The following is a 21,624-nucleotide window of genomic DNA, read 5'->3' as shown; positions in this document are numbered from 1 at the left end:
CGCTTTCTCCGGGTAATGCAGCAAAAGGATATTTGTTTGTCTTGAACTGACCTTTCTGCTGATGCAGCAATTTCTATTCCATCTTCGGCCCCTGTGCCATAATCCGCTCAAATTTTCGAGGTACCCCCATGGACGACAACAAGGCAAAGGCGCTCAGCGCAGCGCTGCAACAGATTGAAAAGCAGTTCGGCAAAGGCTCCATCATGAAGATGGGCGATGCCGAGATCGACGAAGGCATCCAGGTGGTTTCTACCGGTTCGCTCGGCTTGGATATCGCGTTGGGCGTCGGCGGTCTGCCGCGCGGCCGCGTTGTCGAAATCTACGGTCCGGAATCCTCGGGCAAGACCACGCTCTGTCTGCAGGTCATTGCCGAAATGCAGAAGCTGGGCGGCGTTGCCGCCTTCATCGATGCCGAACACGCGCTCGATCCGCAATATGCCCAGAAGCTCGGCGTCAATGTCGGTGACCTGCTGATCTCGCAGCCGGATACCGGCGAACAGGCCCTCGAAATTTCCGACATGCTGGTCCGTTCCGGCTCGGTCGACATCATCGTCATCGACTCGGTCGCGGCGCTGACGCCGCGTGCCGAAATCGAAGGCGAAATGGGCGACCAGATGGTCGGCCTGCACGCCCGCCTGATGAGCCAGGCACTGCGCAAGCTGACCGCCAACATCAAGAAGACCAACACCTTGGTCATCTTCATCAACCAGATCCGCATGAAGATCGGCGTCATGTTCGGTTCGCCGGAAACGACGACCGGCGGCAATGCGCTCAAGTTCTACGCTTCCGTGCGCCTCGACATCCGCCGCATCGGCTCGATCAAGAAGGGCGACGAGGTCATCGGCAGCGAAACCAAGGTCAAGGTCGTCAAGAACAAGGTGTCGCCGCCCTTCCGCGAAGCCATTTTCGACATCCTGTACGGCGAAGGCATTTCCCGCCACGGCGAAATCGTCGAACTCGGGGTTGCCCACAAGCTGGTCGAGAAATCCGGCGCCTGGTATTCCTACAAGGGCGAAAAGATCGGTCAGGGCAAGGACAATTCCCGCGAATTCCTCAAGGCCAACCCGGAAATCGCTGCCGAGATCGAGGCGGGCATCCGCGAAGCGGCCAGCACCAATGTCATCAAGCCGGTCAAGGCAGCCAAGGTTGATGGCTGATCCCTCTGCTGCGCTGCGGGTTGCCGCGCTTCGACTCCTCACCCGGCGCGATCACAGCCGGGCGGAGTTGAAGGCCAAGCTCGCCGCGCAGGCGGAGTCGGAAGAACAGCTCGAAGCCGTGCTCGAACGCCTGCAGGCCGAGCGCCTGCTGTCCGATTCGCGTTACGCCAGTCAGCGCGTCGTCGCCCGTGCCGGGCGCTACGGCAATGCGCGGCTGAAGCAGGAACTGCGGCAATGCGGCATCGGTGATGACGACATTGCCGATGCCTTGCCCGAGGCCGGCGATGAAGCCGAGCGTTGCAAGGCGGTATGGGCGAGAAAATTCCGCGAGTTGCCGCAATCGGCAGCCGAGCGGGCCAAACAGATGCGTTTTTTGCAATATCGCGGTTTTTCCGGCGACGCGATTCGCCGTGTCATGCGCGGAGCCGATGAATGAGCGATGTCAAAGTGTCCACCCTGAGTGCCCACAACCTCAAGAAGCGCTACAAGTCGCGGACGGTGGTCGAGGATGTTTCCTTTGATGTCAAAAGCGGCGAGGTCGTCGGCCTGCTCGGCCCGAACGGGGCCGGCAAGACCACCTGTTTCTACATGATTGTCGGCTTGGTCGCGGCTGATGGCGGCGAGGTCTATATCGACGATGTCCGCCTCACCCACCTGCCGATGCACAGCCGGGCCCGCCTCGGCCTGTCCTACCTGCCGCAGGAAGCCTCGGTCTTCCGCAAGCTCAATGTCGAAGAGAACATCCGTGCCGTGCTCGAGCTGCTCAAGCTGCCGGCGCAGGAACTCGACGACCGCCTCGAAGGCCTGCTCAGCGAACTGCACATCGGGCATGTCCGGCACGTCAATGCGGCCGCCCTCTCCGGTGGTGAGCGCCGCCGCGTCGAAATCGCCCGCGCCCTGGCCACCAACCCGCGCTTCATCCTGCTCGACGAGCCGTTTGCCGGTGTCGATCCGATTGCTGTACTGGAGATCCAGAAGATCATCCGCTTCCTCAAGGAGCGCGGCATCGGTGTCCTGATTACCGACCATAATGTGCGCGAAACGCTCGGTATCTGCGATCACGCCTATATTATTAACGCCGGACGCGTTCTCGCGTCTGGACGGCCGGACGAAATCGTTGATAATGAAAGCGTCCGCAAGGTTTATCTCGGCGAGCATTTCAAGCTCTGACCGTTAGGCTGCACCCCAACCCGAACCGATGAAGCCAGCTCTCCAACTAAAACTATCCCAGCATCTGGCACTGACGCCTCAGTTGCAGCAGTCGATCAAGCTATTGCAGTTGTCGACGGTCGAGATGCAGCAGGAAATCGAGCGTTACCTGCTGGAAAATCCGATGCTGGAGCGCGAGGACGAGGCCGGTACGGAATCCTTTGGGGCGGCGCAGCAATTCGATTCACCGGCCAACGAAACGACGCGCAGCGAACCGACTGAAGAGCGCGAACGTGATCCGCGCGAGGAACGCGAGCAGGAAGTGCCGAGCGCACCTTCCGAAGTCGATGATGATCGCTGGGCTTCCGATGCCGGGACCTTTACCGGTGCCGGGCGTGATGAAGACGACGACAGCGATTCACGCGACATCCATTCGGCCGCCACCAGCCTGCGCGAACATCTCGGCTGGCAGCTGGGCATGACCCAGCTCAGCGAACGCGATCGCAGCCTGGTCCGTTTCCTGATCGAAGCGCTGGACGATGACGGCTATCTCTCGGCCACGCTTGAGGAGCTGTGGGAAACCCTGCCGCCGGAATACGAGATCGAGCTCGAAGAGCTGGAAATCGCCCTGCACCACATCCAGCATTTCGATCCGACCGGGATCGGCGCGCGCAGCCCCAGCGAATGCCTGGCGCTGCAATTGAAAGCGATGCCGGCCGACGAAGTACAGGCGCTTGCCCTGGCGATCGTCGAGAAGCATCTGGAACTGCTCGCGGCGCGCGATTTTGCCAAAATTCGCCGGTTGACCGCCTGTGACGACGATGAACTGAAGGCGGCACAATCCCTGATCGTCAGCCTCAATCCGCGGCCGGGGGCGCGTTTCTCGCAGACCGAGGCGCGCTACATCACGCCGGACGTAATGGTCAGGAAGCTCAAGGGCAAATGGACCGCCTACATCAATCCGGATGCCTACCCGCGCCTGCGCATCAACCGTCTGTATGCCGAGATTCTGTCGAGACAGCGGCGCGGCAATGGCAACCTGACCGGCCAGTTGCAGGAAGCACGCTGGCTGATCAAGAACGTGCAGCAGCGTTTCGAGACCATCCACCGCGTGACGCAGGCCATTGTCGATCGTCAGCGCCAGTTTTTCGAACATGGTGAAGTCGCCATGCGGCCGTTGGTCCTGCGCGAAATCGCCGATATTCTCGGTTTGCACGAGTCGACCGTCTCGCGCGTCACCAGCCAGAAATACATGGCGACGCCGCGCGGCATCTTTGAATTGAAATACTTTTTCGGCAGTCATGTGTCCACCGATACCGGTGGTGCCTGTTCTGCCACCGCCATTCGCGCCCTGATCAAGCAATTGATCAGTGCCGAGGATGGCAAGAAGCCCTTGTCGGATAGTCAATTATCCGAAATACTAGGCCAGCAGGGAATTGTTGTAGCCCGACGCACGGTAGCCAAATATCGCGAGTCACTCAACATCCCGCCGGTCAATTTACGCAAGACCCTGTAGAGAGAGGAGAAAAAATGAATCTGCAGATCGCTGGTCACCACATCGAAGTAACCCCGGCATTGCGCGAATACGTCGAGAACAAGCTCGATCCCGTCGTTCGCCATTTTGACAAAGTCACCGGTGTTAACGTGGTTCTGTCCGTAGAGAAGCTCAAGCAGAAGGCTGAAGTGACGTTGCATGTGCCGGGCAAGGACATTCACGTTGAAGAGAACGGCGATGACCTCTACGCCGCCATCGATGCGCTGTTTGACAAGCTGGACCGTCAGGTTCAGAAGTACAAGCAAAAGGTCCAGGATCACCATCGCGGTGACAAGCCTGTACACCACATGGCTGACTAATAGCCGACCGGCCGCGGCACTTGTGCTGCGGCCCTGGTTTTCAAATCCCCTATGAACAACCCCCTAACGAATATTCTGCCGGCTTCGCAGGTTCTTCTCGACCTTGATGCCAGCAGCAAAAAACGGGTGTTCGAACAGGCCGGCATGCTTTTCGAGAGTCATCTCGGACTCGCTCGCTCGGTTATTTTCGACAGTCTGTTCGCCCGTGAAAAACTCGGCTCGACCGGCCTCGGTCAGGGCATTGCCATTCCGCATGGCCGTATCAAGGGTCTCAAACAGGCTTCCGGCGCTTTCATGCGCCTGACGACTCCGGTGCCCTTCGATTCCCCGGATGGCCGGCCCGTCAATCTGCTCTTCGTCCTGCTGGTTCCCGAACAGGCAACCGAGCAGCATTTGCAGATTCTTTCCGAACTCGCCCAGCGTTTTTCCGATCGCACCTTCCGTGAAGCCCTGCTGGCGGCACCGGATGCGGCCGCGATCGTGACCCTTTTCCAGTCCTGACGTTCAGCCGTGCGCCACATCAGCCTGGTCCAGCTCTATGAGGACAACCGCGACAAGCTGTTGCTCAACTGGGTAGCCGGCCAGCAAAGCGATTGCATGATCGAGCTGAAGGCGGCAAACAACTATGGTGCCGATGTTGTCGGCCATATCAATGTCATCCACCCGGAGCGCCTGCAGGTCATGGGCCAGGCCGAGTATGACTGGGCCATGCGCATCGGCGAGCGCCGTTTCGGCCAGATGTTCCAGGATTTGCTGGAGGCGCAGTCGCCGGCCGTCATCGTTGCCGATGGTCTGACGCCGCCGCCGATGCTGGCGGAAGCTTGCCGTCAGTACAATACCCCCTTGATCCTGTCACCCAAGCCGTGCTCGGCGGTCATCGACTTGCTGCGCATCTACCTCTCGGCTCGACTGGCGGATACCGTCAATCTGCACGGTGTCTTCATGGATGTGCTGGGCATGGGCGTCCTGATTACCGGTGATTCCGGAGTCGGCAAATCCGAGCTGGCCCTTGAGCTGATTTCCCGCGGCCACGGTCTGGTTGCTGACGATGTGGTCGAAATGGCGCGTATCGCACCGACCACCATCGAAGGGCGCTGTCCGGGCATGCTGCGTGACTTTCTCGAGGTGCGCGGCCTTGGCTTGCTCAATATCCGGACCATTTTCGGCGAAACCGCATCGCGCCGGAAAATGAAGCTGAAACTGATTGTCCATCTGCAAAAGGCACTGGCTGGCAGCGATGCGCCGCGCTTGCCGCTCGATGCCCAGACCCAGGAAGTGCTTGGTGTTGCGGTACGCAAGGTGCTGATCCCGGTCGCGGCCGGACGCAATCTGGCGGTCCTCCTTGAAGCTGCTGTGCGCAATACCATCCTGCAATTGCGCGGTATCGACAGCATGCAGGATTTCATGGATCGTCAGCAGCGCATCATGCTTGACGATGACGCCTGAATCGCCGATAGTCTGCGAGCCTTTTCCCTACTGATTCAGGAGTCGTTAATGAAAAAATTGCTTAGCCTGCTTGCTCTCGTGATGGCCGCTTCTTCTGTTTACGCTGCAGATGATTGCGCTGCCCGCGCCGCGGAAAAGAAACTGGCTGGTGCTGCCAAGAACAGCTTTATGAAGAAGTGCCAAGCCGACGCCAAGGGGCCGGAAGTTACCGCCTGCGAATCGACTGCCAAGGAAAAGAAACTGGCCGGTGCCGCGCGTAACAGTTTTGTGAAGAAATGTGTGGCTGACGCCCAGGCTGGCGCCAAATAATAGCCGTTCCAGGCTGCCAGAGCAGGCCATCGAAAGATGGCCTGTTTTCGTTTACAGGTGTTCGAAAGTTGCCTGGTCCGCCTTGGGGTCCTTGATCGAGGCGCCAAAGCAGATAATGCCGCTGCCCTGCATCAGGATCTCGTGCTGGCGAACCAGCACTTCCTGCTGGCCGGCAAAATTGACAAAGGTACCGTTGGTACTGGTATCGACCAGATAGTAACCATTGTTGCGTTTTTCGATGCGGGCGTGCGCCCGCGAGGCCTTGCGATCCGAGATGTACAGCTTGCTGCCGGGATCGCGCCCCAAGGTAAGAACCCGCACCTTGTCATCGAGCAGATGGGCTTGGCCATGATAGCGGACGCAGAGACGGTCGACCGGCATGACGCTGAGCGAACTGAACTGGCCGGGCACCACGTTTGCGGACCAATCGATCTGAAAAATGTCGAGTTGCTCGCCATTCTCCTGAATGGTGCCCAGACTCGGCATCGGGCGGGTGTTGAGTGCACCGATCGGGCCGAGTTCGGTAATCAGTGCGGTACTGCCAAGGATCTGGTCACGTCGCGCCAGGCCGACCACGCGAGCCGCGGTGGTGATTACCTCGCCACTCAATTCGCCATCAGTTTCATTGACCAGCCCGGCGTGCAGACCGATGCGGATAGTCAGCTTCAGGCCGGAAACCGGTGGCAGATCGGCAATGCGCTGTTGCATGTCGATCGAGGCCTGGCAGGCATCCTCTGCCGATTCGAAGGCAGCCAGTACTTCATCGCCGACCACCTGGACGATGCGGCCGCGGCAGCTTTCGATCGAGCGGTTCATACGCTTGAGGCAACGTTCCACGGCGTGCATGGCTTCCGTGTCACCCAGACGTTCAAACAGGCGAGCGCTGCCCGATACGTCGGCAAACATGACAATCAATTTGCGTTGCTGAATGCTCATGGACTGCTCGCTGCCGCAAGATGTTGAAAACGCGATTATAAACGGATTGTTGCAATCCCGGCGCTATGCGCCAATCTGGATAGGAATGCTGCCGCTGATCGGCATTTCCGGGCTGTCGAAGACGATATCACCCTCCTCCACTGCCGTGTCCAGGGTCAGCCCCCGGAAGTCGAACAGATTGTTGTCGGCGAGATGCGAGGGCACAACGTTCTGCAGTGCTGTCATCACCGATTCGGTACGGCCCGGGAAGCGCTTGTCCCAGTCCTGCATCATCTCGCGGATTTTCTGGCGCTGCAGGTTTTCCTGCGAACCGCACAGATTGCACGGGATGATAGGAAACTCCATGCCGCGCGCGAACTTGGCAATGTCGTTCTCGGAACAATAGGCGAGCGGCCGGATGACGACGTGGGCGTGGTCGTCGGTTACCAGCTTGGGCGGCATTGCCTTCATCTTGCCGCCAAAGAGCAGGTTGAGGAACAGCGTGTGCACCATGTCGTCGCGGTGGTGACCGAGGGCGATCTTGTTGGCGCCGAGCTCCTTGGCGGTCTTGTAGATGATGCCGCGGCGCAGGCGCGAGCACAGCGAGCAGGTCGTCTTGCCTTCCGGGATCTTGTCCTTGACGATCGAGTAGGTGTCAGCCTCGACGATGCGGTGCTCGATGCCGAGCGATTCGAAATAGCGCGGCAGGATGTCGGCGGGAAAGCCTGGCTGTTTCTGATCGAGATTCATCGCGATCAGCCGGAATTTGATGGGAGCGCGCTGCTGCATGGCCATCAGCATGGCGAGCAGGGTATAGGAATCCTTGCCGCCGGAGACGCAGACCAGGATGGTGTCGCCGTCCTCGATCATGTTGTAGTCGCCGATAGCCTTGCCGGTCCGGCTTTCCAGGTATTTGCGCAGTTTGAGCAGGGTGTTCGATTGGGTCATGATGATCTTTGGCAGGCGGATGCTGCTGAATTTGCAGCGAAAGGCGGAGTTTACCCCGAGAAGGGCGGCAATTTCCTGTTGTGGTGGTTTGGCGCGCTATCCGGTGGTCAGTCGGTCGACGAAAATAAAGTGCCGGAATTCGGAAGCGGCCCGCTTTGCCGGATAAAATCCGCGTTTTTCGGAGTAGCCATGGACCTGCCTCTCCCGTCTTCCGACGCACAAGCACACAGCGAAAAACTGACCCGCGCGATCCAGCAGCAGATCGCTGCTGCCGGCGGCTGGCTGTCCTTCGCCGGCTTCATGGAAGCACTGCTTTATGCGCCGGGCCTTGGCTATTACACGGCAGGTGCGCACAAATTCGGCGCGGCCGGGGATTTCATCACGGCGCCCGGCATGACCGGCTTGTTCGGGCAGGCCCTGGCCCGCCAGGTTGCCCAGATCATGGCGCAATCGGCGCCTGTCGTTCTTGAGGTCGGGGCCGGCACCGGTCGCCTGGCTGCCGATCTGCTGCTTGAACTGGAGTGTCTGGAAGCCTTGCCGGCCAGTTATTGCATTCTCGACCTGTCGGCGGACCTGCGTCAGCGCCAGCAGGCGACCCTGGCGGCCGAGGCGCCACATCTGCTGGAACGTGTGCGCTGGCTCGATGCCCTGCCGGAAGATTTTTCCGGGGTGGTGGTTGCCAATGAGTTGCTTGATGCCATGCCGGCCGATCTCGTGGCCTGGCGCGAAAACGGCATTTTTGCGCGTGGCGTGGCTCTGGCGGCCAATGGTGAGTTCGTCTGGGAAGAACGACCGGCAACCGGTGAATTGCTTGCCGCCGCCCGCGAGATTGGCGAACAGTGCCAGTTGCCGCCCGGATTCGAGAGTGAAATCAGTCTCGCCTGTCGGGCCTGGGCGGCGGAATGGGGGCATCGCCTGCAACGCGGCGCCCTGCTGCTGATCGACTATGGCTTTCCGCGCCGCGAGTTCTATCACCAGCAACGGGCGCGCGGCACGCTGATGTGTCACTACCGCCATTTTGCGCACCCGGATCCGTTCTACTTGCCGGGGCTGCAGGACGTAACGGTACACGTCGATTTCACGGCCATTATTGCCGCGGCGCATGGCAACGGACTGGAGCTGCTCGGTTACACCAGCCAGGGACAGTTTCTGCTCAATTGCGGCATTCTCGATCGTCTGGCGGCCCTGCCCGCCGCCACGCCGGACTACATTCGCGCCGCGAGTGCGGTGAACAAGTTGCTGATGCCGCATGAGATGGGTGAACTGTTCAAGGTCATCGCGATCGGGCGTGGTCTGGACGAGCATTCGCCGGAACCACTCTGCGGCTTTGTCAGCGGTGACCAGAGCCGGCGTTTGTAGCCGGATTTGCTGAGCAATATTCGCGGTTTTGTATTTTTTGTTGCTTTCCCCGAATAGACAGCTAAACTGAAGACCTGATCCGGATCGTCGGGAAGGAAGAAACATGGATGTCTCCTCCGTAGGAACCCTGAGTAGTGCGCTGTCGCAAGCCCAGACGGGTGATGCTGTCAGCACGCTGGTGCTCAAGAAGGCAATGGATATTCAGGCGCAAAACGCCATGCAATTGCTGCAGGCGGTGCCGCAGATGCCGAACAACCCGCCTAACCTGGGCAACAGCATCGACGTCAAGGCGTGATGTCGTTCAGCCAGTCGCGCAACATGGCCGCAACCAGCGGCCATTCTTTTTCGTGGGTCACGGCGTGACCCATATTGCGGAAAATATGCACCGGTAAGCCATAGGTGTGCGCCGTTGCCTGTACCAGGAAGGCCGGCACCAGCACGTCGAGTTCGGCGCCCAGGATCAGCATCGGCGGGCGATGCATGGCGTGCAGGTTGGGCAGGTTGAACATCGACATGTCCCACAGCGCCCGGTGCGACTCGGGTTGCATGCGATCCAGCCAGGCAGCCAGCATGGTCGGGTCGATTTCGCCGGCAAACAGCGCTTCCTTGAGAATTTCCGTATCCGGGTAATTGCCGCTCATGATGCTGTTGATGTCCATGAACAGCTGCGGCTTCTGGAACATCAGGTGGAACTGGGCGGCGATCAGGCCTTGCGGCGGCACCGAACAGACCAGCGCTGCGCCAGGTACCTGATGGTGTTCGAGATACTTCTGGACGACGAAGCCGCCCATCGAATGACCGACCAGAACCGGCGGCGTGCCCAGCCAATTGACCACGGTATTGACGTCGGCGACGAAGTCGTTGATCGAGTGCCAGTCGATCTGGTCGATCCCGTTGCTGCCGCCATGGCCACGCAGCGACAGCGCGTAGCAGGGATAGCCGGCCTTGGCGAGGAAAGGCATGAAGGTTTCGGTCCACATCCAGCCGCCGGCAAAGGCGCCATGAACGAAGAGTACGGGCGGGCGATTCGTTTTTTTTGCGGGCAGGCAGGAGAAAACTTCCAGCCCTTCAATCATTTGAGTTTTTAGCATGGCAATCTGTGGGGTTGAAGCGTGTTTAAATGCGATTTTCACCCTGCGGTGCAAGGCTCAATGTTGAAGTGGATACTGACGCTGGTCGTCGCGATTTTTTTGCTCGGGATCATCACTCCCCATCTCGCGCGTTTCATCCGGTTCGGTCAGTTGCCCGGCGACTTCAGCTTCCGGTGGCGCGGTCGTCGCTACATGTTTCCACTGGCCACGACGATAATTTTTTCGGCTTTGCTCTGGTTAATTGCGAAAGTCATTTAGCTGCTCTTTGACGGCAGCAATGCGCGCCTGCTGGATTCGTTCCGGAATGCTCGACTTGTCGGCACAGGCGGCGGCAATTTTGCCCGCTTCGACGCGGTTGACCGCTGTGAGGGCGGAAAGCAGGCGGGCGGGACTGTCGTAAGGGCGATCTTCCCAGCCGAGGCGGCCGGTAAAGTCGCAAAGGCAGGTGTCGAGCAGTTGCCGGAAGCGTTCCGGCCGGCGCAGGGCGTCGGTCTTTTCCAGCAATGAAACCATGGTAGCCGGTTTCAGCTCGGCAGCCCGATGAATATTGCCGTGATGTCTGGCCATCAGCAGCGCCAGGTCGCGGCAATCGTTGGGAACCTTGAGGCGGGCACACAGTTGTTCACTGAGATCGACGCTGCGCGCTTCATGCCCGATGTGGCGGGGCAGGATGTCGGCCGGCGTGGTCGCCTTGCCGAGATCGTGGGTCAGACCGGCAAAGCGGACCGGTAACGGAAAACGGTGGCGGGCAGCCTGTTCCAGCACCATCATGGTGTGGATGCCGGTATCGATTTCCGGGTGGTAATCGGCGCGCTGCGGCACCCCGAACAATGCATCAAGCTCCGGCAACAGCCTGGCCAGTGCGCCGCAGTCGCGCAGAACCATGAACATGCGCGCCGGATGGTCTTCCATCAGGCCCTTGGCGAGTTCCTGCCAGACGCGTTCGGCAACCAGGTGATCGACTTCGCCGCTGCTTACCATGCTGCGCATCAGGCTCAGGGTTTCCGGGGCGACCGAAAACTCGTGAAAACGTGCGGCAAAGCGGGCAATGCGCAGGATGCGGACCGGGTCTTCGGCAAAAGCCGGGCCGACGTGGCGGAGGATTTTGCCCTGCAGATCCCGTTGACCGCCAAACGGATCAACCAGCGTGCCGTCGTCGCCCTTCGCCATCGCATTGATGGTCAGGTCGCGGCGGGCGAGGTCTTGTTCCAGCGTGACATCCGGCGCCGCGTGAAAGCTGAAGCCATGGTAGCCGTGCCCGCTTTTCCTTTCGGTACGGGCCAGCGCATATTCGTCCTGGGTCTGCGGATGCAGAAACACCGGGAAGTCCTTGCCGACCGGCCGAAAGCCGCGCGCCAGCATGATTTCCGGTGAAGCGCCGACCACGACATAGTCGCGGTCGGCATTGGTCCGGCCGAGCAATTCGTCGCGGACAGCGCCGCCGACGATGTAGATCTGCACGGGCGAAGCGGGCTGGATTTAACGCCCGGCGCGGAAGCGGAAGCTGTCGAGCTTGCCCTTCGGCGTGTTCTGCGCGATGTAGGTCGGTGCAATGGCTTCGAGTGCCGTCGGCTTCCAGTCGGCCGGCGGATTGCAACTGCTGTCGCAAACGCTGTCGACCTGCATCGAGCGCAGGTTGTCCGGCGAAAGCAGCGGCTGCGGGGCCAGCCACATCAGGCCGGCCTGCAGGTAGGCCCAGCTCTCGGACAAGGCGATGATTCTTGCCGTGCTGCGGGTCAGTTCGGCGGTGTAGTCGACCAGTTCGCGCAGGGTATAAACCTTGGGGCCGACCAGATCGTAGGCCTGACCAAAGGTGGCTTCGTTGCCCAGACTGTCGACGAAGGCATCGGCCACATCGGCAGCCCAGACCGGCTGGAAGCGGGCATGTCCGAAACCGAGCGGGAAGATCGGCGCCTTTTTCAGGACGCTGGCAAAGGTGGACAGGAAAGAGTCGCCCAGGCCGAAAATCACCGACGGCCGGAACACGGTGACGTCCAGATCATTCTTTGCGCCGAGCACGACGGCTTCGCCGTCGCCCTTCGAGGCGAGATATTCCGACGGAGCCTTCGGATCGGCCTTGAGTGCGCTCATATGTACCAGACGACGCACGCCGCTTGCCTTGCAGGCGGCAATGATCTTCTTCGGCAGTTCGACGTGCGCATTACCGAAATCCTTGCTGTACGGGAACTGGACATCGCGGCTATGCAGGATGCCGACCAGGTTGATCACCGCATCCTTGCCCTGCATCAGGGATGCCAGGGTTTTTTCGCAGTGGATATTGACTTCCGGCATGTCGATATTGGGCTGAATGATCAGCGCCTTGGTCCGTTCGCGACGGCGGGTCGGAATGGTGACTTCGATGCCGCGTTGCGAGAGGCGATTGGCAATGTAGGTGCCGAGAAAACCGCTACCCCCCAGCAGCAAGACCTTTTTGATGTCCATGTGGAACCCCGGAAACAGAATGCGAAAAACTTGAATTTTAAGGCAATTTGGCCGTGGCAGACGCTTGGGCCACGGCTTTTTTCAAAGAGCGGCCGGCGAATGCAGTGCCTGTTCGGCAGCCTTGTCGAACAGCGAATCATGCATGCAGTTGTGGGCCGTGCCTGCCTTGAGCTTTTGCTCAAGCACATCAGGGTGCATGGCCAGGGCAAAATCCCAGTCCGGATTGGCGATCAGCAGCAGGCCGCTGTCCGGGCTGATCTGGCAGAGCAGACCGCAGAGCGGTTGTTCGTCGATCTCCGTCAGGCGCAGCCAGGTACCGACCGGTGGGGGCAATGCCGTGCTGTGGCCGGGCAGCGTTGCATCGGTGCCCAGATCGTATATTTTCAGCAACAGCTTGTCGGTGCTCAATTCGCTGATCGCCAGGCTCTTCGCCGCGGCGATGGCGTAGGTAGTCGGGCTGGCAGCCTCGGGCGCCGTGGCGCCACGCATGGCGGTTGTCTGCAGTGCGAAACAGGCATCAAGGAAGCTGCTCTGGCTGGCTTCATCCAGACCGATACGGGCCATGCCGGCATTCAGGCGCCGGACGACCGCGGGCAGCATCTTGGCAAGGTGTTTGCGGTCGTCGATCTCGGTCTTGGGCTCGATGCTCCACAGCAGATCCTTGACCAGGGCGGTGTTGTCCTGCCACAGCGTGCTTTGCTCGCCATTTTCCATCCAGCTGACCAGCAGCACTTTTTGCCAGTGCGTACGCAAAAATGTCGCGATCACGGCCGGCACGTTCGGCGAGAGTTGCTGCTCGATGACGTCGCGGCAACGTTGCTGGGCATGCTTGCGCCGGTCGACCTGGTGCAGCAGGGGGAAATACGCGGCGGCCGAACGGCTGACCTGACTGTCGCGCTCGGTAATCAGCGTGTTCAGCTCGCCAATCGCCTTTTCGAAAACCTTGATGTCACTGGCGGACTTGTTGCGTATTCCCGCCGCGATATTGTCGATGCTCGCACAGAGCGGGTTTCCCGAGGGGGTGTCGGAGGGCAGGCCAAGGGCGGCACGGGCGATCCGGTCAACCAGCAGATGGCCGGGATGCGCTTTGGCCGTGAAAAACCGGCTGTCAAGCAGCGCCAGTTTGAGGAGCGGAATCTGCAGGCTGAACAGGATGGTCTTGATCGCCTCCGGTAGTTCCGGCATCTCGAGAATGGCCCGGAAAATCAGCGCAATGCTGTCGATGCTGGCGGCAGCGGTCGTGCCGCCCGGAATGCCCAGCTCACTTGAGCTGAGCGAAGCCGGCTGGGCCGATGCACTGTCGGCCGTGTCAAACAGGCCGGGAATGAGCATTTCCAGCGACGGGCTGGTCGCGGTTGATGAATGTACCGGTGGCAGGGTCAGTTTTCCCGAACGGGCCAGGTCATCGAGGCGGGCAAATAATGCTTCAAATGCCGCCGGTGCGAGTTTCTCCGGTGTCGCCGTGGCCGGGCCGAGCAGGCGGCTTTGCAGGTTGGTGGCCGGAGTCGGGGCGCTGCCGGCCAGGCTGCCTGGCGTCGGGGTAGTGGCTTCCGGGCTGGTCACAATGGCGGGCTGCGCCGGCGCGACGTGGCGTTCAGCGAGAAAATCGTTGAGCGCGGCATACAGACCGGTCAACGACCGGGTAAAGCCATTTTCCAGCCGGTCGACACGGGCCAGGGTCTTTTCCTGATCTTCGCCCATGCGCGCACACAGTTCGACAATGCCCTGGGAAATGCCGCGTGGTCCGACCGGGTTGTCGGCCGTACTCAGATCCGGCCGATTGAGCAGGGTCATGAAGCGCAGATAGACCCGCCACAGGTCGCCGCCCGTACTTTCCATCAGATGGGCGGAAAAATCGCCCAGGCGGATTTCCAGTTCGAGATCACTTTCATCCACCAGGGTGATGCGTGACGAGGTCAGACCTTTGGCGACCTCGAAACCGTTGCGCCGGCGCGTTGCCGTCATCTCGTCGTAATAGGTGCCGACCGCCTGCAGAAAGGCCTTGACGGCGTTGGGCGGCAGGTTGTCGACCTCGAGCAGCGCTTGTTCGAGCAGCGTCAGATACAGCGCACGACAGTCGCGCAGGACATGAAAGGCATCACCCGATGCCTGGGGCGTGGCAATTGTCGTGGTCAGGTCACCCATGGGGCGGTCGCATGCTGGACGAAATAAAGGTGCACTTTAGGGCAAATCGGCATTTTTGGGGGTGTCGTTGCTGCGCGGACCGACGATGCCCAGCCTGGCCTTCAGTGAGTCCGGCTTGCCGTTGAACAATATCGAGTAATAGACGGCATTGCTCATGACCTTCTTGACGTAGTCACGGGTTTCGCTGAAGGGAATCGACTCGGCGTAAATCGCACCTTCCAGCGCCTGATCGGCACGCCATTTCTTGGCCCGGCCGGGACCGGCGTTATAGGCGGCCGAGGCGAGCACCGGATGGTTGTCGAGATTTTCCATGACCAGGCGCATGTAGCTGGTACCGAGCAGGACGTTGGTCTGGGCATCGTGCACCTGGCTCTGGCTGAAGTCGCGCAGGCCGATCTTCTTGGCGACCCATTTGGCGGTGGCCGGCATCAGCTGCATCAGGCCGGATGCACCGACGCTCGACTTGGCACTGGTGATGAAGCGGCTTTCCTGGCGCATCAGGCCATAGACCCAGGCGTCGTCGAGCGACTGGTTCTGGGCGGCCGGGCGGACCTGCTCGCCGTAGGGGGCGAGAAAGCGCAGCGTGTAATCGTGTTCGTTTTTGGTCCGGTCGGCGGTGTTGATGGCGCGGTCCCAGATCTGGTTGCGCCGGGCGAGGTCGGCGGCGGCGAGCAGTTCGCGGTCTTCCATGCCGCGCAGTGACCAGTTCCATTCGCGGACGGCCTCGGTGCGCATGTCGAGCCGGAAAAAAGCCATGGCGCGACGGATTGCCGGGTTGTCGCGGGCAGCCTTCTGTTCTTCTGCCGTCGGTGCCTTGGCCTTGGGCGGCGGCGTGATGGCGCGGCCGAGTTCCTCGTCGGCCAGATTGCCGTAGAAACTGGCCTGGCCGGCGATTTTCTCGAACAGGGCATTGGCATCGGTGGTGCGGCCGCCCGCCTTTTGGGCGCGGCCCAGCCAGTAGATCCATTCGGGCTGGGCCGCGAGCGCGGCCGGCATGGCGAGTATGGTGTTGTGGACGATGCCCCATTCCCTGGCGCGCAAGGCGGCGCGCACCTTCCACTGGTAGGCGTCGTCGGACAGGGCGATCTTGCCGGCATTCTCGTACCATGCGACCGCTTCCGGCATGTGCTTCTTGGCCGCTTGCAAGCCGATCTGGCCCCAGGCCCACTGCTTTTCACCATCCTGCAGGCGGCTCTTCAGCTTGTCGAGTTCGTCGGCGGCGACGTGCGGATCGTTGGTGGCGATACGCTGAATGGCAAAAATGGCCAGTTCGCGTCCGCCCCGGCTGGCATACCAGTTGCCCGGCTGGCGGACGAGATAGCCCATCGGATTGGCAATGGCGGCATCCAGCGCCTTGCTGTCGGGCAACTGGCTGTCCGGCAGGTAGTTCAGGGTGGTCTTGGTCCAGACTGGCCGGTTTGCTTCCAGCTGGCGGCGGGCGCGCGCCCAGACATCGTCGCTGTTCATGCGCTGGCTCGAGACCAGCGCATCGAGCACTGGCCGGCAGGGCTCGGGGGGTTCGATCTGGGTCAGCCAGAGTTTTTCTACTTCGTCGAAGACGCTCCGGTCGTTGCGGGCGAGGCGGGCCTGCTGGCTGTAGCAGGTGACATCCGGCTCGGGGGCGATCAGCCGGGGGTATTCGCTATCCACGTCGTTCCAGTTGGCGCGTTTGCCCAGCCAGCGGATCCAGTCGGCGCGCAGTTTTTCGGCGACATAAGTCTTGTCGTTGCGCTCAAGGAAGGCGCGCATGCCGACGGCGTCGCCCTGGTCCATCCACATGCGCAGCCGGTAGTTTTCGACGTAGGCGGCCAGTTCATGGTTGCCGAGCTGGCTGCCGGCCCGCTCCAGCTTGTTGCGGTCGCCGCTGCGGAAGGCGTCACGGGCGGCGAGAAAGGCAAAGTCGTTGCTTTCCTGTGCTACAAGCGGGAGTGAAACCGCTAGACTTAATACGAGTACGTGAAACTTCATGCTGGATTTGACATTTGACTAATGAATGAGCTGATTGAGGATAACACGGCCTGGCGACGGGCAATGCGGCGCGAGATGGTGGCACGTCGGGCGGCGCTCGGTGAAGTGCAGCATGCAGCGCTGTCGGCGGCCATCGTGGCGCATCTGCTGGACTGCCTGCCATGTCCGCGCGTGCTCGCCTTCTGCTGGCCGATCAAGCATGAGCCGGATGTGCGGGCGCTGGTCGATGCCTGGGGGGCACAGGGTGCCCTGGCGGCATTGCCGGTGGTGGTCGCCGCAGATGCGCCGCTCGCCTTTCGTCACTGGCAGCCGGGCGCCGAGCTGGTCGCCGACCGTTACGGCATTCCGACGCCGGTTGCCGGAGAGTTTCTGGTGCCAGACCTGATCCTGTTGCCCCTGAACGGTTTCGATGCAGCCGGCTATCGCCTGGGTTACGGCGGTGGTTATTTCGATCGCACCCTGGCGGCGCTGGAGCCACGCCCGCTCGCGGTCGGTGTCGGTTTCGAGATCAATCGCCTGGACAGCATCCGGCCGGAAAGCCACGATCAGCAGCTGGACTGGATCGTTACCGAGGCGGGCGCCTTCAGGCCTGCCGCCTGAGGCCGTAGATACCGAGCGCAAAGAGCAGGCCGATCAGGGCCGCCAGAATGGCCTGGCGCAGATCGTAAAGGCCGGTACGCAGGGCCAGTTCGAGCGTGTAGCCGGAGTGCAGGGCGAGCAGCCCGGCGGCAAGGGTCAGCGCCAGCCAGGAACGGCGCGAGTTGCTGCCCTGCCCTTTGCGCCAAAACGATTCGGCGGCGATCCAGGCAGCGCTGGTCTGGGCGATGGCGGCGAGAAGCAGGGCGAGAACGGCGAGCAGGTAGGGATTCATGTGTGTTGGCAGGCTTTGCTGAAACGGCAGAGCGCTGCATCCAGCGTCGCCCGGGTACAGCCGAAATTGAGGCGCAGCCAGCCCGGCGCGCCGAAGTCGGCACCGTCCGAGAGGCCGAGGCCGTGTGCTTCGAAATGGGCGGCCGGCTTGGCCAGCCTGAGTTCGCGGACATCGATCCAGGCCAGGTAGGTCGCTTCGACATGGCTCATTTTTGCCCCGGGCAGTGCGTTGACCGCTGCCTCCACGTGGTCGCGGTTGCCAGCCAGGTAAGCGATCAGTTCGCGGTGCCAGTCGCTGCAGTCGCGATAAGCAGCCTCGCAGGCGGCGAGGCCGAGCACATTTACGTGCGGCACGATGCCGTTCATGGCGCGTTCGAAGCGCCGGCGCAGGCCGGCGTCGGGAATCACCGCGAAGGCGCAGCCGAGGCCGGGGATGTTGAAGGTCTTCGACGGCGCCATCAGCGTGATGCTGCGCTGCGCCGCATCCGGCGACAGGCTGGCGAACGGGATGTGGCGCTTGTCGGCGTCGAGGATCAGGCCACAGTGGATCTCGTCGGAGCAGACGATCAGGTCGCGCGCGGCGGCAAAGGCAGCGAGCTCAAGCAATTCGTCACGACTCCAGCAGCGCCCGACCGGGTTGTGCGGATGGCAGAGCAGGAACAGCCGGCTGGCGGTCGACGCGGCAGAAAGGGCATTTTTGTCCCACTGCCAATGGCCGTCCTGGCAAGCCAGTTCGACCCGGTGCAGGGCGCGGCCGGAGAAATGCGGTGCCGACAGGAAAGGCGGATAGATCGGCGTCGCCGTCAGCACGTCGCCGTCCACCGCGCGGCAGGCGACGTTCAAACCCGTGACCAGACCGGGCAGCCAGACCAGCCATTCCGGCTCGACTCGCCACTGATACTCGTCCTCAAGATGCGCGAGTACGGCCTCGGTCAGCGCTGGCCAGGCGCCGCCATAGCCGAAGACACCGTGGCTCAGGCGTTGCTGCAGGCGCTCGAGGACGGCCGGCGGCGCGGCGAAGTCCATGTCCGCCACCCACAGCGGCAGGACATCGCGTCCGGCGTACTTGCTCCATTTGATGGAGTCGGAAGCACGCCGGTCGAGTGGTTTGTCGAAGATGCTCAAACGTCGAGGTGCTGGTAGAGCGCGGTCGACAGGTAGCGTTCGCCGAACGAGGGAATGATCACGACGATCAGCTTGCCGGCGTTTTCCGGGCGCTTCGCCAGTTCGAGCGCGGCCCAGGTCGCGGCACCGGAAGAAATGCCGACCAACAGGCCTTCTTCGGTCGCCATCTGGCGCGCCGTGGTGAAGGCATCCTCGTTCTTGACGCGGATGACCTCGTCGTACACGCCGGTATTGAGCACGCCCGGCACGAAGCCGGCGCCGATGCCCTGGATCGGATGCGGGCCCTTGGCGCCACCGGAAAGTACCGGCGAGGCATCGGGTTCGACGGCGACGATCTTGACGCCCGGCTTCTTTGCCTTGAGCACTTCGCCGACGCCGGTCACGGTGCCGCCGGTGCCGACGCCGGAGACGAAGATATCGACCTGGCCGTCGGTGTCGCGCCAGATTTCCTCGGCTGTCGTGTGGCGGTGAACTTCCGGATTGGCCGGATTTTCAAATTGTTGCGGGATGAAATACTTGGCGTCGGCTGCAGCCAGTGCCGTCGCCTTGGCGATTGCGCCGCCCATGCCATCCGGGCCCGGCGTCAGGATCAGTTCGGCGCCGTAGGCCTTCAACAGCAACTTGCGTTCGCGGCTCATCGTTTCCGGCATGACGAAGGCAGCCTTGATGCCGCGCGCGGCGCAGACCATGGCCAGGCCAATGCCGGTGTTGCCAGAGGTCGGCTCGAGGACGACGGTGTCGGGACCGATCTTGCCGGCGGCGATGGCGGCGTCGAGCATGGCGACCGCGATGCGATCCTTGACGCTATGGCCGGGATTGAAGAATTCGAGCTTGGCGGCGATCGTCGCGCCACAGCCGGCGCTGACGCGGTTGAGACGGACCAGCGGCGTGTTGCCGACCAGCTCGGTCACGTTGTTGGCGATTTTCATGGCAGGTCTCCTGTTGGGGTTGGCGAATTGTAGGCGACTCTGCGTTCGTTGTGGGTGGGCCGGCAATCAGCGGCCGGTTCGCCGAACAGGCGGCCCAGTCCGAGATGGATGCCGAGGGCACGGGCGGCCGCCAGATCATCGGCATTGTCGATGCCGGAAAGCTCGAAATAGAGCGGTTCCAGGCGGTCGACCGTGTCGGGCGGGCGAATTTCACTGAGCCGCACGATGGCCGGCTGCAAGCGCTGCAGCAAGTCGTCGTCAAACGTCTTTGCCTGGTGCAGCGCCAGCCGGTAGCCCCGCCGGCGGTAGTTGGCGAGTGCCGTATCCAGTCGATTGTCGCCACTTGTCGCGCCGGCGTCGATGTCGAGCACGATGTCTTCCGGTGCCAGGCCGCAGCGCTTGAGGATGGCTTCGTACACCAGGCCATGCTGGTTTTGCACGGCGAGCAGGTGGCGCGGGTGGATGGCGACCTGCAGGTAGCCGCCCGCATAACGCTGCTGCGCGAGAAAATTGAGGGCATGCAGGGTGCGGCACAGGCGGTCGAAATGGACGATGGACTCGGGGCTGTTGCAGCGCTCGTAGGCCGCTTCGGCGCTGAGCGGCGTGCCATCCTCGCTGCGCACGGCGAGTGTCGCCTGATGGCCGACGATGCGTTCCTGCGCCAGATCGACGATGGGTTGAAAGCGCGAGGCGAGATGCAAGCCGTCATGCCAGGCGGCGACCCGCTTGCCCTCCGGGTAAAGCGTACTCTGCCCGGCACTGTCGGCGGCATTGAAATAGCGGATCAGCTCGCTGAGTGGCATGCGGCGCTCCCTTCCTATTTTTTCAGGTAAATGCGGTCGAAGCTGCCGCCGTCCGCGAAGTGCGCCTTCTGCGCCTTCTGCCAGCCGCCGAAGGTGTCGTCGATGGTGACCAGCTTGAGTTTCGGGAACTGCGCCGCGTATTTGGCAGCGACCTTGGCGTCACGCGGCCGGTAATAGTGTTTGGCGGCGATGTTCTGGCCTTCCTCGGAATAGAGGTAGTCGAGGTAAGCCTGCGCGGTGAGGCGCGTGCCGTGCTTTTCGGCAACCTTGTCGACGACGGCGACCGGCGGTTCGGCGAGGATGGACAGGCTGGGGGCGACGATCTCGAATTTGTCGCGGCCGATCTCGTTGACCGCCAGCTGCGCCTCGTTTTCCCAGGCAATCAGCACGTCGCCGAGGCCGCGCTCGACGAAGGTGGTCGTCGAGCCGCGCGCGCCGGAGTCGAGCACCGGCACATTCCTGAACACGGCGGTGAGGAATTCGCCGGCTTTCTGCTCGTTGCCGCCCGGCTGCTTCAGGGCCCAGGCCCAGGCCGCAAGGTAGTTCCAGCGTGCGCCGCCGGAGGTCTTCGGATTTGGCGTGATGACGCCGACTCCGGGCTTGGCGAGATCGCCCCAGTCGCGGATGTTCTTCGGGTTGCTCTTGCGCACGAGGAAAACGATGGTCGAGGTATAGGGCGAGGAATTGTTCGGGAAACGTTTCTGCCAGTCGGCCGGGATCAGCTTGCGCTCGACCAGGGCGTCGATGTCGTAGGCCAGGGCCAGCGTGACGACATCGGCGTCGAGGCCGTCGCGCACCGCCATCGCCTGCTTGCCGGAGCCGCCGTGCGACTGGCGGACATTGACCTGCTGACCGGTCTTGCCCTGCCAGTGCTTGCTGAAGGCAGCGTTGAAATCCTTGTACAGCTCGCGCGTCGGGTCGTAGGAGACGTTAAGCAGCGAGGTCTGGGCAAAGGCGCTACCGATGGCCAGCGTAGCGGTCAACGCCGCGGAAAGGGCAAATTTGCGCATCAAAAACTCCAGTCATTTGAAGTGGAATTGAATTCCGATGACTGGAGTTTAGGTAGGATGCATTATTCTGTGAAAGAATGAATTTTCACAAAATTATAAGCAAA

The 21,624-nt window shown here is 61.6% G+C and carries 24 protein-coding genes; 12 read left to right on the top strand and 12 right to left on the bottom strand.

Annotated features, from left to right (window positions below; genetic code table 11):
• The first annotated feature begins 128 nt into the window (after positions 1–128).
• Genes recA through KI612_RS19500 form a run of 8 tightly spaced genes read left to right on the top strand, consistent with a single transcriptional unit; the run spans position 129 to position 5,915 of the window.
• Positions 129–1,157, top strand: coding sequence for a recombinase RecA (gene recA / locus KI612_RS19535; protein WP_226441725.1), 1,029 nt, complete (start codon positions 129–131; stop codon positions 1,155–1,157).
• Positions 1,150–1,593: a recombination regulator RecX gene (recX, locus tag KI612_RS19530; RefSeq protein WP_226441724.1), complete on the top strand. Its 444-nt coding sequence runs from the start codon at positions 1,150–1,152 to the stop codon at positions 1,591–1,593. Before recA ends, recX begins: the two co-directional genes overlap by 8 nt.
• A complete protein-coding gene (gene lptB / locus KI612_RS19525; RefSeq protein ID WP_226441723.1) occupies positions 1,590–2,327 on the top strand; it encodes an LPS export ABC transporter ATP-binding protein in 738 nt (245 codons plus the stop codon). The genes recX and lptB overlap by 4 nt, the downstream gene beginning before the upstream one ends.
• 28 nt (positions 2,328–2,355) lie before the next feature.
• Positions 2,356–3,822, top strand: a complete 1,467-nt coding sequence (locus tag KI612_RS19520; RefSeq protein ID WP_226441722.1) for an RNA polymerase factor sigma-54 — start codon at positions 2,356–2,358, stop codon at positions 3,820–3,822.
• Positions 3,823–3,836: 14 nt separating this feature from the next.
• Positions 3,837–4,160: a ribosome hibernation-promoting factor, HPF/YfiA family gene (gene hpf, locus KI612_RS19515; protein WP_226441721.1), complete on the top strand. Its 324-nt coding sequence runs from the start codon at positions 3,837–3,839 to the stop codon at positions 4,158–4,160.
• Between the two features lie 51 nt (positions 4,161–4,211).
• A complete protein-coding gene (gene ptsN / locus KI612_RS19510; protein WP_226441720.1) occupies positions 4,212–4,661 on the top strand; it encodes a PTS IIA-like nitrogen regulatory protein PtsN in 450 nt (149 codons plus the stop codon).
• A gap of 9 nt (positions 4,662–4,670) precedes the next feature.
• Positions 4,671–5,606, top strand: coding sequence for an HPr(Ser) kinase/phosphatase (gene hprK / locus KI612_RS19505; protein WP_226441719.1), 936 nt, complete (start codon positions 4,671–4,673; stop codon positions 5,604–5,606).
• Positions 5,607–5,654: 48 nt separating this feature from the next.
• Positions 5,655–5,915, top strand: a complete 261-nt coding sequence (locus tag KI612_RS19500) for a hypothetical protein (RefSeq protein WP_226441718.1) — start codon at positions 5,655–5,657, stop codon at positions 5,913–5,915.
• 51 nt (positions 5,916–5,966) lie between these two features.
• Here KI612_RS19500 and KI612_RS19495 read toward each other — a convergent pair whose 3' ends face one another.
• Both KI612_RS19495 and ttcA read right to left on the bottom strand, forming a co-directional pair.
• Positions 5,967–6,851, bottom strand: a complete 885-nt coding sequence (locus KI612_RS19495) for an adenylate/guanylate cyclase domain-containing protein (RefSeq protein WP_226441717.1) — start codon at positions 6,849–6,851, stop codon at positions 5,967–5,969.
• 63 nt (positions 6,852–6,914) lie between these two features.
• Positions 6,915–7,778, bottom strand: coding sequence for a tRNA 2-thiocytidine(32) synthetase TtcA (gene ttcA, locus KI612_RS19490; protein ID WP_226441716.1), 864 nt, complete (start codon positions 7,776–7,778; stop codon positions 6,915–6,917).
• Between the two features lie 189 nt (positions 7,779–7,967).
• On the opposite strand from ttcA, the gene KI612_RS19485 reads away from it, so the two are divergent.
• Complete coding sequence (locus KI612_RS19485) at positions 7,968–9,137, top strand: class I SAM-dependent methyltransferase (protein WP_226441715.1); 1,170 nt, start codon at positions 7,968–7,970, stop codon at positions 9,135–9,137.
• A 103-nt stretch (positions 9,138–9,240) separates the two neighbouring features.
• A complete protein-coding gene (locus tag KI612_RS19480; protein WP_226441714.1) occupies positions 9,241–9,432 on the top strand; it encodes a YjfB family protein in 192 nt (63 codons plus the stop codon).
• Here the strand turns inward: KI612_RS19480 and KI612_RS19475 are convergent.
• A complete protein-coding gene (locus KI612_RS19475) occupies positions 9,422–10,213 on the bottom strand; it encodes an alpha/beta hydrolase (RefSeq protein ID WP_226441713.1) in 792 nt (263 codons plus the stop codon). The two genes, KI612_RS19480 and KI612_RS19475, sit on opposite strands and share 11 nt — an antisense overlap.
• A gap of 75 nt (positions 10,214–10,288) precedes the next feature.
• Between KI612_RS19475 and KI612_RS19980 the strand changes: the two genes are divergently transcribed.
• A complete protein-coding gene (locus KI612_RS19980) occupies positions 10,289–10,486 on the top strand; it encodes a DUF2905 domain-containing protein (RefSeq protein WP_226441712.1) in 198 nt (65 codons plus the stop codon).
• Here the strand turns inward: KI612_RS19980 and KI612_RS19465 are convergent.
• From KI612_RS19465 to KI612_RS19450, 4 genes are all read right to left on the bottom strand, one after another.
• Positions 10,466–11,689 (bottom strand): multifunctional CCA addition/repair protein, encoded by a 1,224-nt coding sequence (locus KI612_RS19465; protein ID WP_226441711.1) that lies wholly within the window; start codon positions 11,687–11,689, stop codon positions 10,466–10,468. The two genes, KI612_RS19980 and KI612_RS19465, sit on opposite strands and share 21 nt — an antisense overlap.
• Positions 11,690–11,707: 18 nt before the next feature.
• Positions 11,708–12,670, bottom strand: coding sequence for a complex I NDUFA9 subunit family protein (locus KI612_RS19460; RefSeq protein ID WP_226441710.1), 963 nt, complete (start codon positions 12,668–12,670; stop codon positions 11,708–11,710).
• A gap of 81 nt (positions 12,671–12,751) precedes the next feature.
• The gene (locus KI612_RS19455) at positions 12,752–14,815 is read right to left on the bottom strand and encodes a DUF1631 family protein (protein WP_226441709.1); all 2,064 of its coding nucleotides are present in this window, start codon (positions 14,813–14,815) and stop codon (positions 12,752–12,754) included.
• Positions 14,816–14,851: 36 nt separating this feature from the next.
• A complete protein-coding gene (locus KI612_RS19450) occupies positions 14,852–16,783 on the bottom strand; it encodes a lytic transglycosylase domain-containing protein (RefSeq protein ID WP_226441708.1) in 1,932 nt (643 codons plus the stop codon).
• Positions 16,784–16,804: 21 nt separating this feature from the next.
• On the opposite strand from KI612_RS19450, the gene KI612_RS19445 reads away from it, so the two are divergent.
• Positions 16,805–17,383: a 5-formyltetrahydrofolate cyclo-ligase gene (locus tag KI612_RS19445; RefSeq protein ID WP_226441707.1), complete on the top strand. Its 579-nt coding sequence runs from the start codon at positions 16,805–16,807 to the stop codon at positions 17,381–17,383.
• Here the strand turns inward: KI612_RS19445 and KI612_RS19440 are convergent.
• From KI612_RS19440 to KI612_RS19420, 5 genes are read right to left on the bottom strand one after another with little or no spacing between them, the layout of a single operon-like run.
• Positions 17,367–17,654: a hypothetical protein gene (locus KI612_RS19440; protein ID WP_226441706.1), complete on the bottom strand. Its 288-nt coding sequence runs from the start codon at positions 17,652–17,654 to the stop codon at positions 17,367–17,369. The two genes, KI612_RS19445 and KI612_RS19440, sit on opposite strands and share 17 nt — an antisense overlap.
• Positions 17,651–18,778: a MalY/PatB family protein gene (locus KI612_RS19435; RefSeq protein WP_226441705.1), complete on the bottom strand. Its 1,128-nt coding sequence runs from the start codon at positions 18,776–18,778 to the stop codon at positions 17,651–17,653. Before KI612_RS19435 ends, KI612_RS19440 begins: the two co-directional genes overlap by 4 nt.
• Positions 18,775–19,707: a cysteine synthase A gene (gene cysK, locus KI612_RS19430; RefSeq protein WP_226441704.1), complete on the bottom strand. Its 933-nt coding sequence runs from the start codon at positions 19,705–19,707 to the stop codon at positions 18,775–18,777. Before cysK ends, KI612_RS19435 begins: the two co-directional genes overlap by 4 nt.
• Entirely contained in the window at positions 19,704–20,510 is an 807-nt protein-coding gene (locus KI612_RS19425) for an EAL domain-containing protein (RefSeq protein WP_226441703.1), read from the bottom strand. The genes cysK and KI612_RS19425 overlap by 4 nt, the downstream gene beginning before the upstream one ends.
• Positions 20,511–20,524: 14 nt before the next feature.
• Positions 20,525–21,520, bottom strand: coding sequence for a sulfate ABC transporter substrate-binding protein (locus KI612_RS19420; protein WP_226441702.1), 996 nt, complete (start codon positions 21,518–21,520; stop codon positions 20,525–20,527).
• Between the last annotated feature and the right edge of the window lie 104 nt (positions 21,521–21,624).

Origin of the sequence: Quatrionicoccus australiensis, from assembly GCF_020510525.1 — a bacterium.
Lineage (GTDB): Bacteria > Pseudomonadota > Gammaproteobacteria > Burkholderiales > Rhodocyclaceae > Azonexus > Azonexus australiensis_B.
This window is presented reverse-complemented; position numbering and strand designations above follow the sequence as displayed.

What these genes read in the sequence shown, in the direction of transcription:
- recA (WP_226441725.1), top strand. Translation starts at nt 129, where the DNA reads ATGGACGACAACAAGGCAAAGGCGCTCAGCGCAGCGCTGCAACAGATT.
- recX (WP_226441724.1), top strand. Translation starts at nt 1,150, where the DNA reads ATGGCTGATCCCTCTGCTGCGCTGCGGGTTGCCGCGCTTCGACTCCTC.
- lptB (WP_226441723.1), top strand. Translation starts at nt 1,590, where the DNA reads ATGAGCGATGTCAAAGTGTCCACCCTGAGTGCCCACAACCTCAAGAAG.
- KI612_RS19520 (WP_226441722.1), top strand. Translation starts at nt 2,356, where the DNA reads ATGAAGCCAGCTCTCCAACTAAAACTATCCCAGCATCTGGCACTGACG.
- hpf (WP_226441721.1), top strand. Translation starts at nt 3,837, where the DNA reads ATGAATCTGCAGATCGCTGGTCACCACATCGAAGTAACCCCGGCATTG.
- ptsN (WP_226441720.1), top strand. Translation starts at nt 4,212, where the DNA reads ATGAACAACCCCCTAACGAATATTCTGCCGGCTTCGCAGGTTCTTCTC.
- KI612_RS19500 (WP_226441718.1), top strand. Translation starts at nt 5,655, where the DNA reads ATGAAAAAATTGCTTAGCCTGCTTGCTCTCGTGATGGCCGCTTCTTCT.
- KI612_RS19495 (WP_226441717.1), bottom strand. Translation starts at nt 6,851, where the DNA reads ATGAGCATTCAGCAACGCAAATTGATTGTCATGTTTGCCGACGTATCG.
- ttcA (WP_226441716.1), bottom strand. Translation starts at nt 7,778, where the DNA reads ATGACCCAATCGAACACCCTGCTCAAACTGCGCAAATACCTGGAAAGC.
- KI612_RS19485 (WP_226441715.1), top strand. Translation starts at nt 7,968, where the DNA reads ATGGACCTGCCTCTCCCGTCTTCCGACGCACAAGCACACAGCGAAAAA.
- KI612_RS19480 (WP_226441714.1), top strand. Translation starts at nt 9,241, where the DNA reads ATGGATGTCTCCTCCGTAGGAACCCTGAGTAGTGCGCTGTCGCAAGCC.
- KI612_RS19475 (WP_226441713.1), bottom strand. Translation starts at nt 10,213, where the DNA reads ATGATTGAAGGGCTGGAAGTTTTCTCCTGCCTGCCCGCAAAAAAAACG.
- KI612_RS19980 (WP_226441712.1), top strand. Translation starts at nt 10,289, where the DNA reads ATGTTGAAGTGGATACTGACGCTGGTCGTCGCGATTTTTTTGCTCGGG.
- KI612_RS19460 (WP_226441710.1), bottom strand. Translation starts at nt 12,670, where the DNA reads ATGGACATCAAAAAGGTCTTGCTGCTGGGGGGTAGCGGTTTTCTCGGC.
- KI612_RS19455 (WP_226441709.1), bottom strand. Translation starts at nt 14,815, where the DNA reads ATGGGTGACCTGACCACGACAATTGCCACGCCCCAGGCATCGGGTGAT.
- KI612_RS19450 (WP_226441708.1), bottom strand. Translation starts at nt 16,783, where the DNA reads ATGAAGTTTCACGTACTCGTATTAAGTCTAGCGGTTTCACTCCCGCTT.
- KI612_RS19445 (WP_226441707.1), top strand. Translation starts at nt 16,805, where the DNA reads ATGAATGAGCTGATTGAGGATAACACGGCCTGGCGACGGGCAATGCGG.
- KI612_RS19440 (WP_226441706.1), bottom strand. Translation starts at nt 17,654, where the DNA reads ATGAATCCCTACCTGCTCGCCGTTCTCGCCCTGCTTCTCGCCGCCATC.
- cysK (WP_226441704.1), bottom strand. Translation starts at nt 19,707, where the DNA reads ATGAAAATCGCCAACAACGTGACCGAGCTGGTCGGCAACACGCCGCTG.
- KI612_RS19425 (WP_226441703.1), bottom strand. Translation starts at nt 20,510, where the DNA reads ATGCCACTCAGCGAGCTGATCCGCTATTTCAATGCCGCCGACAGTGCC.
- KI612_RS19420 (WP_226441702.1), bottom strand. Translation starts at nt 21,520, where the DNA reads ATGCGCAAATTTGCCCTTTCCGCGGCGTTGACCGCTACGCTGGCCATC.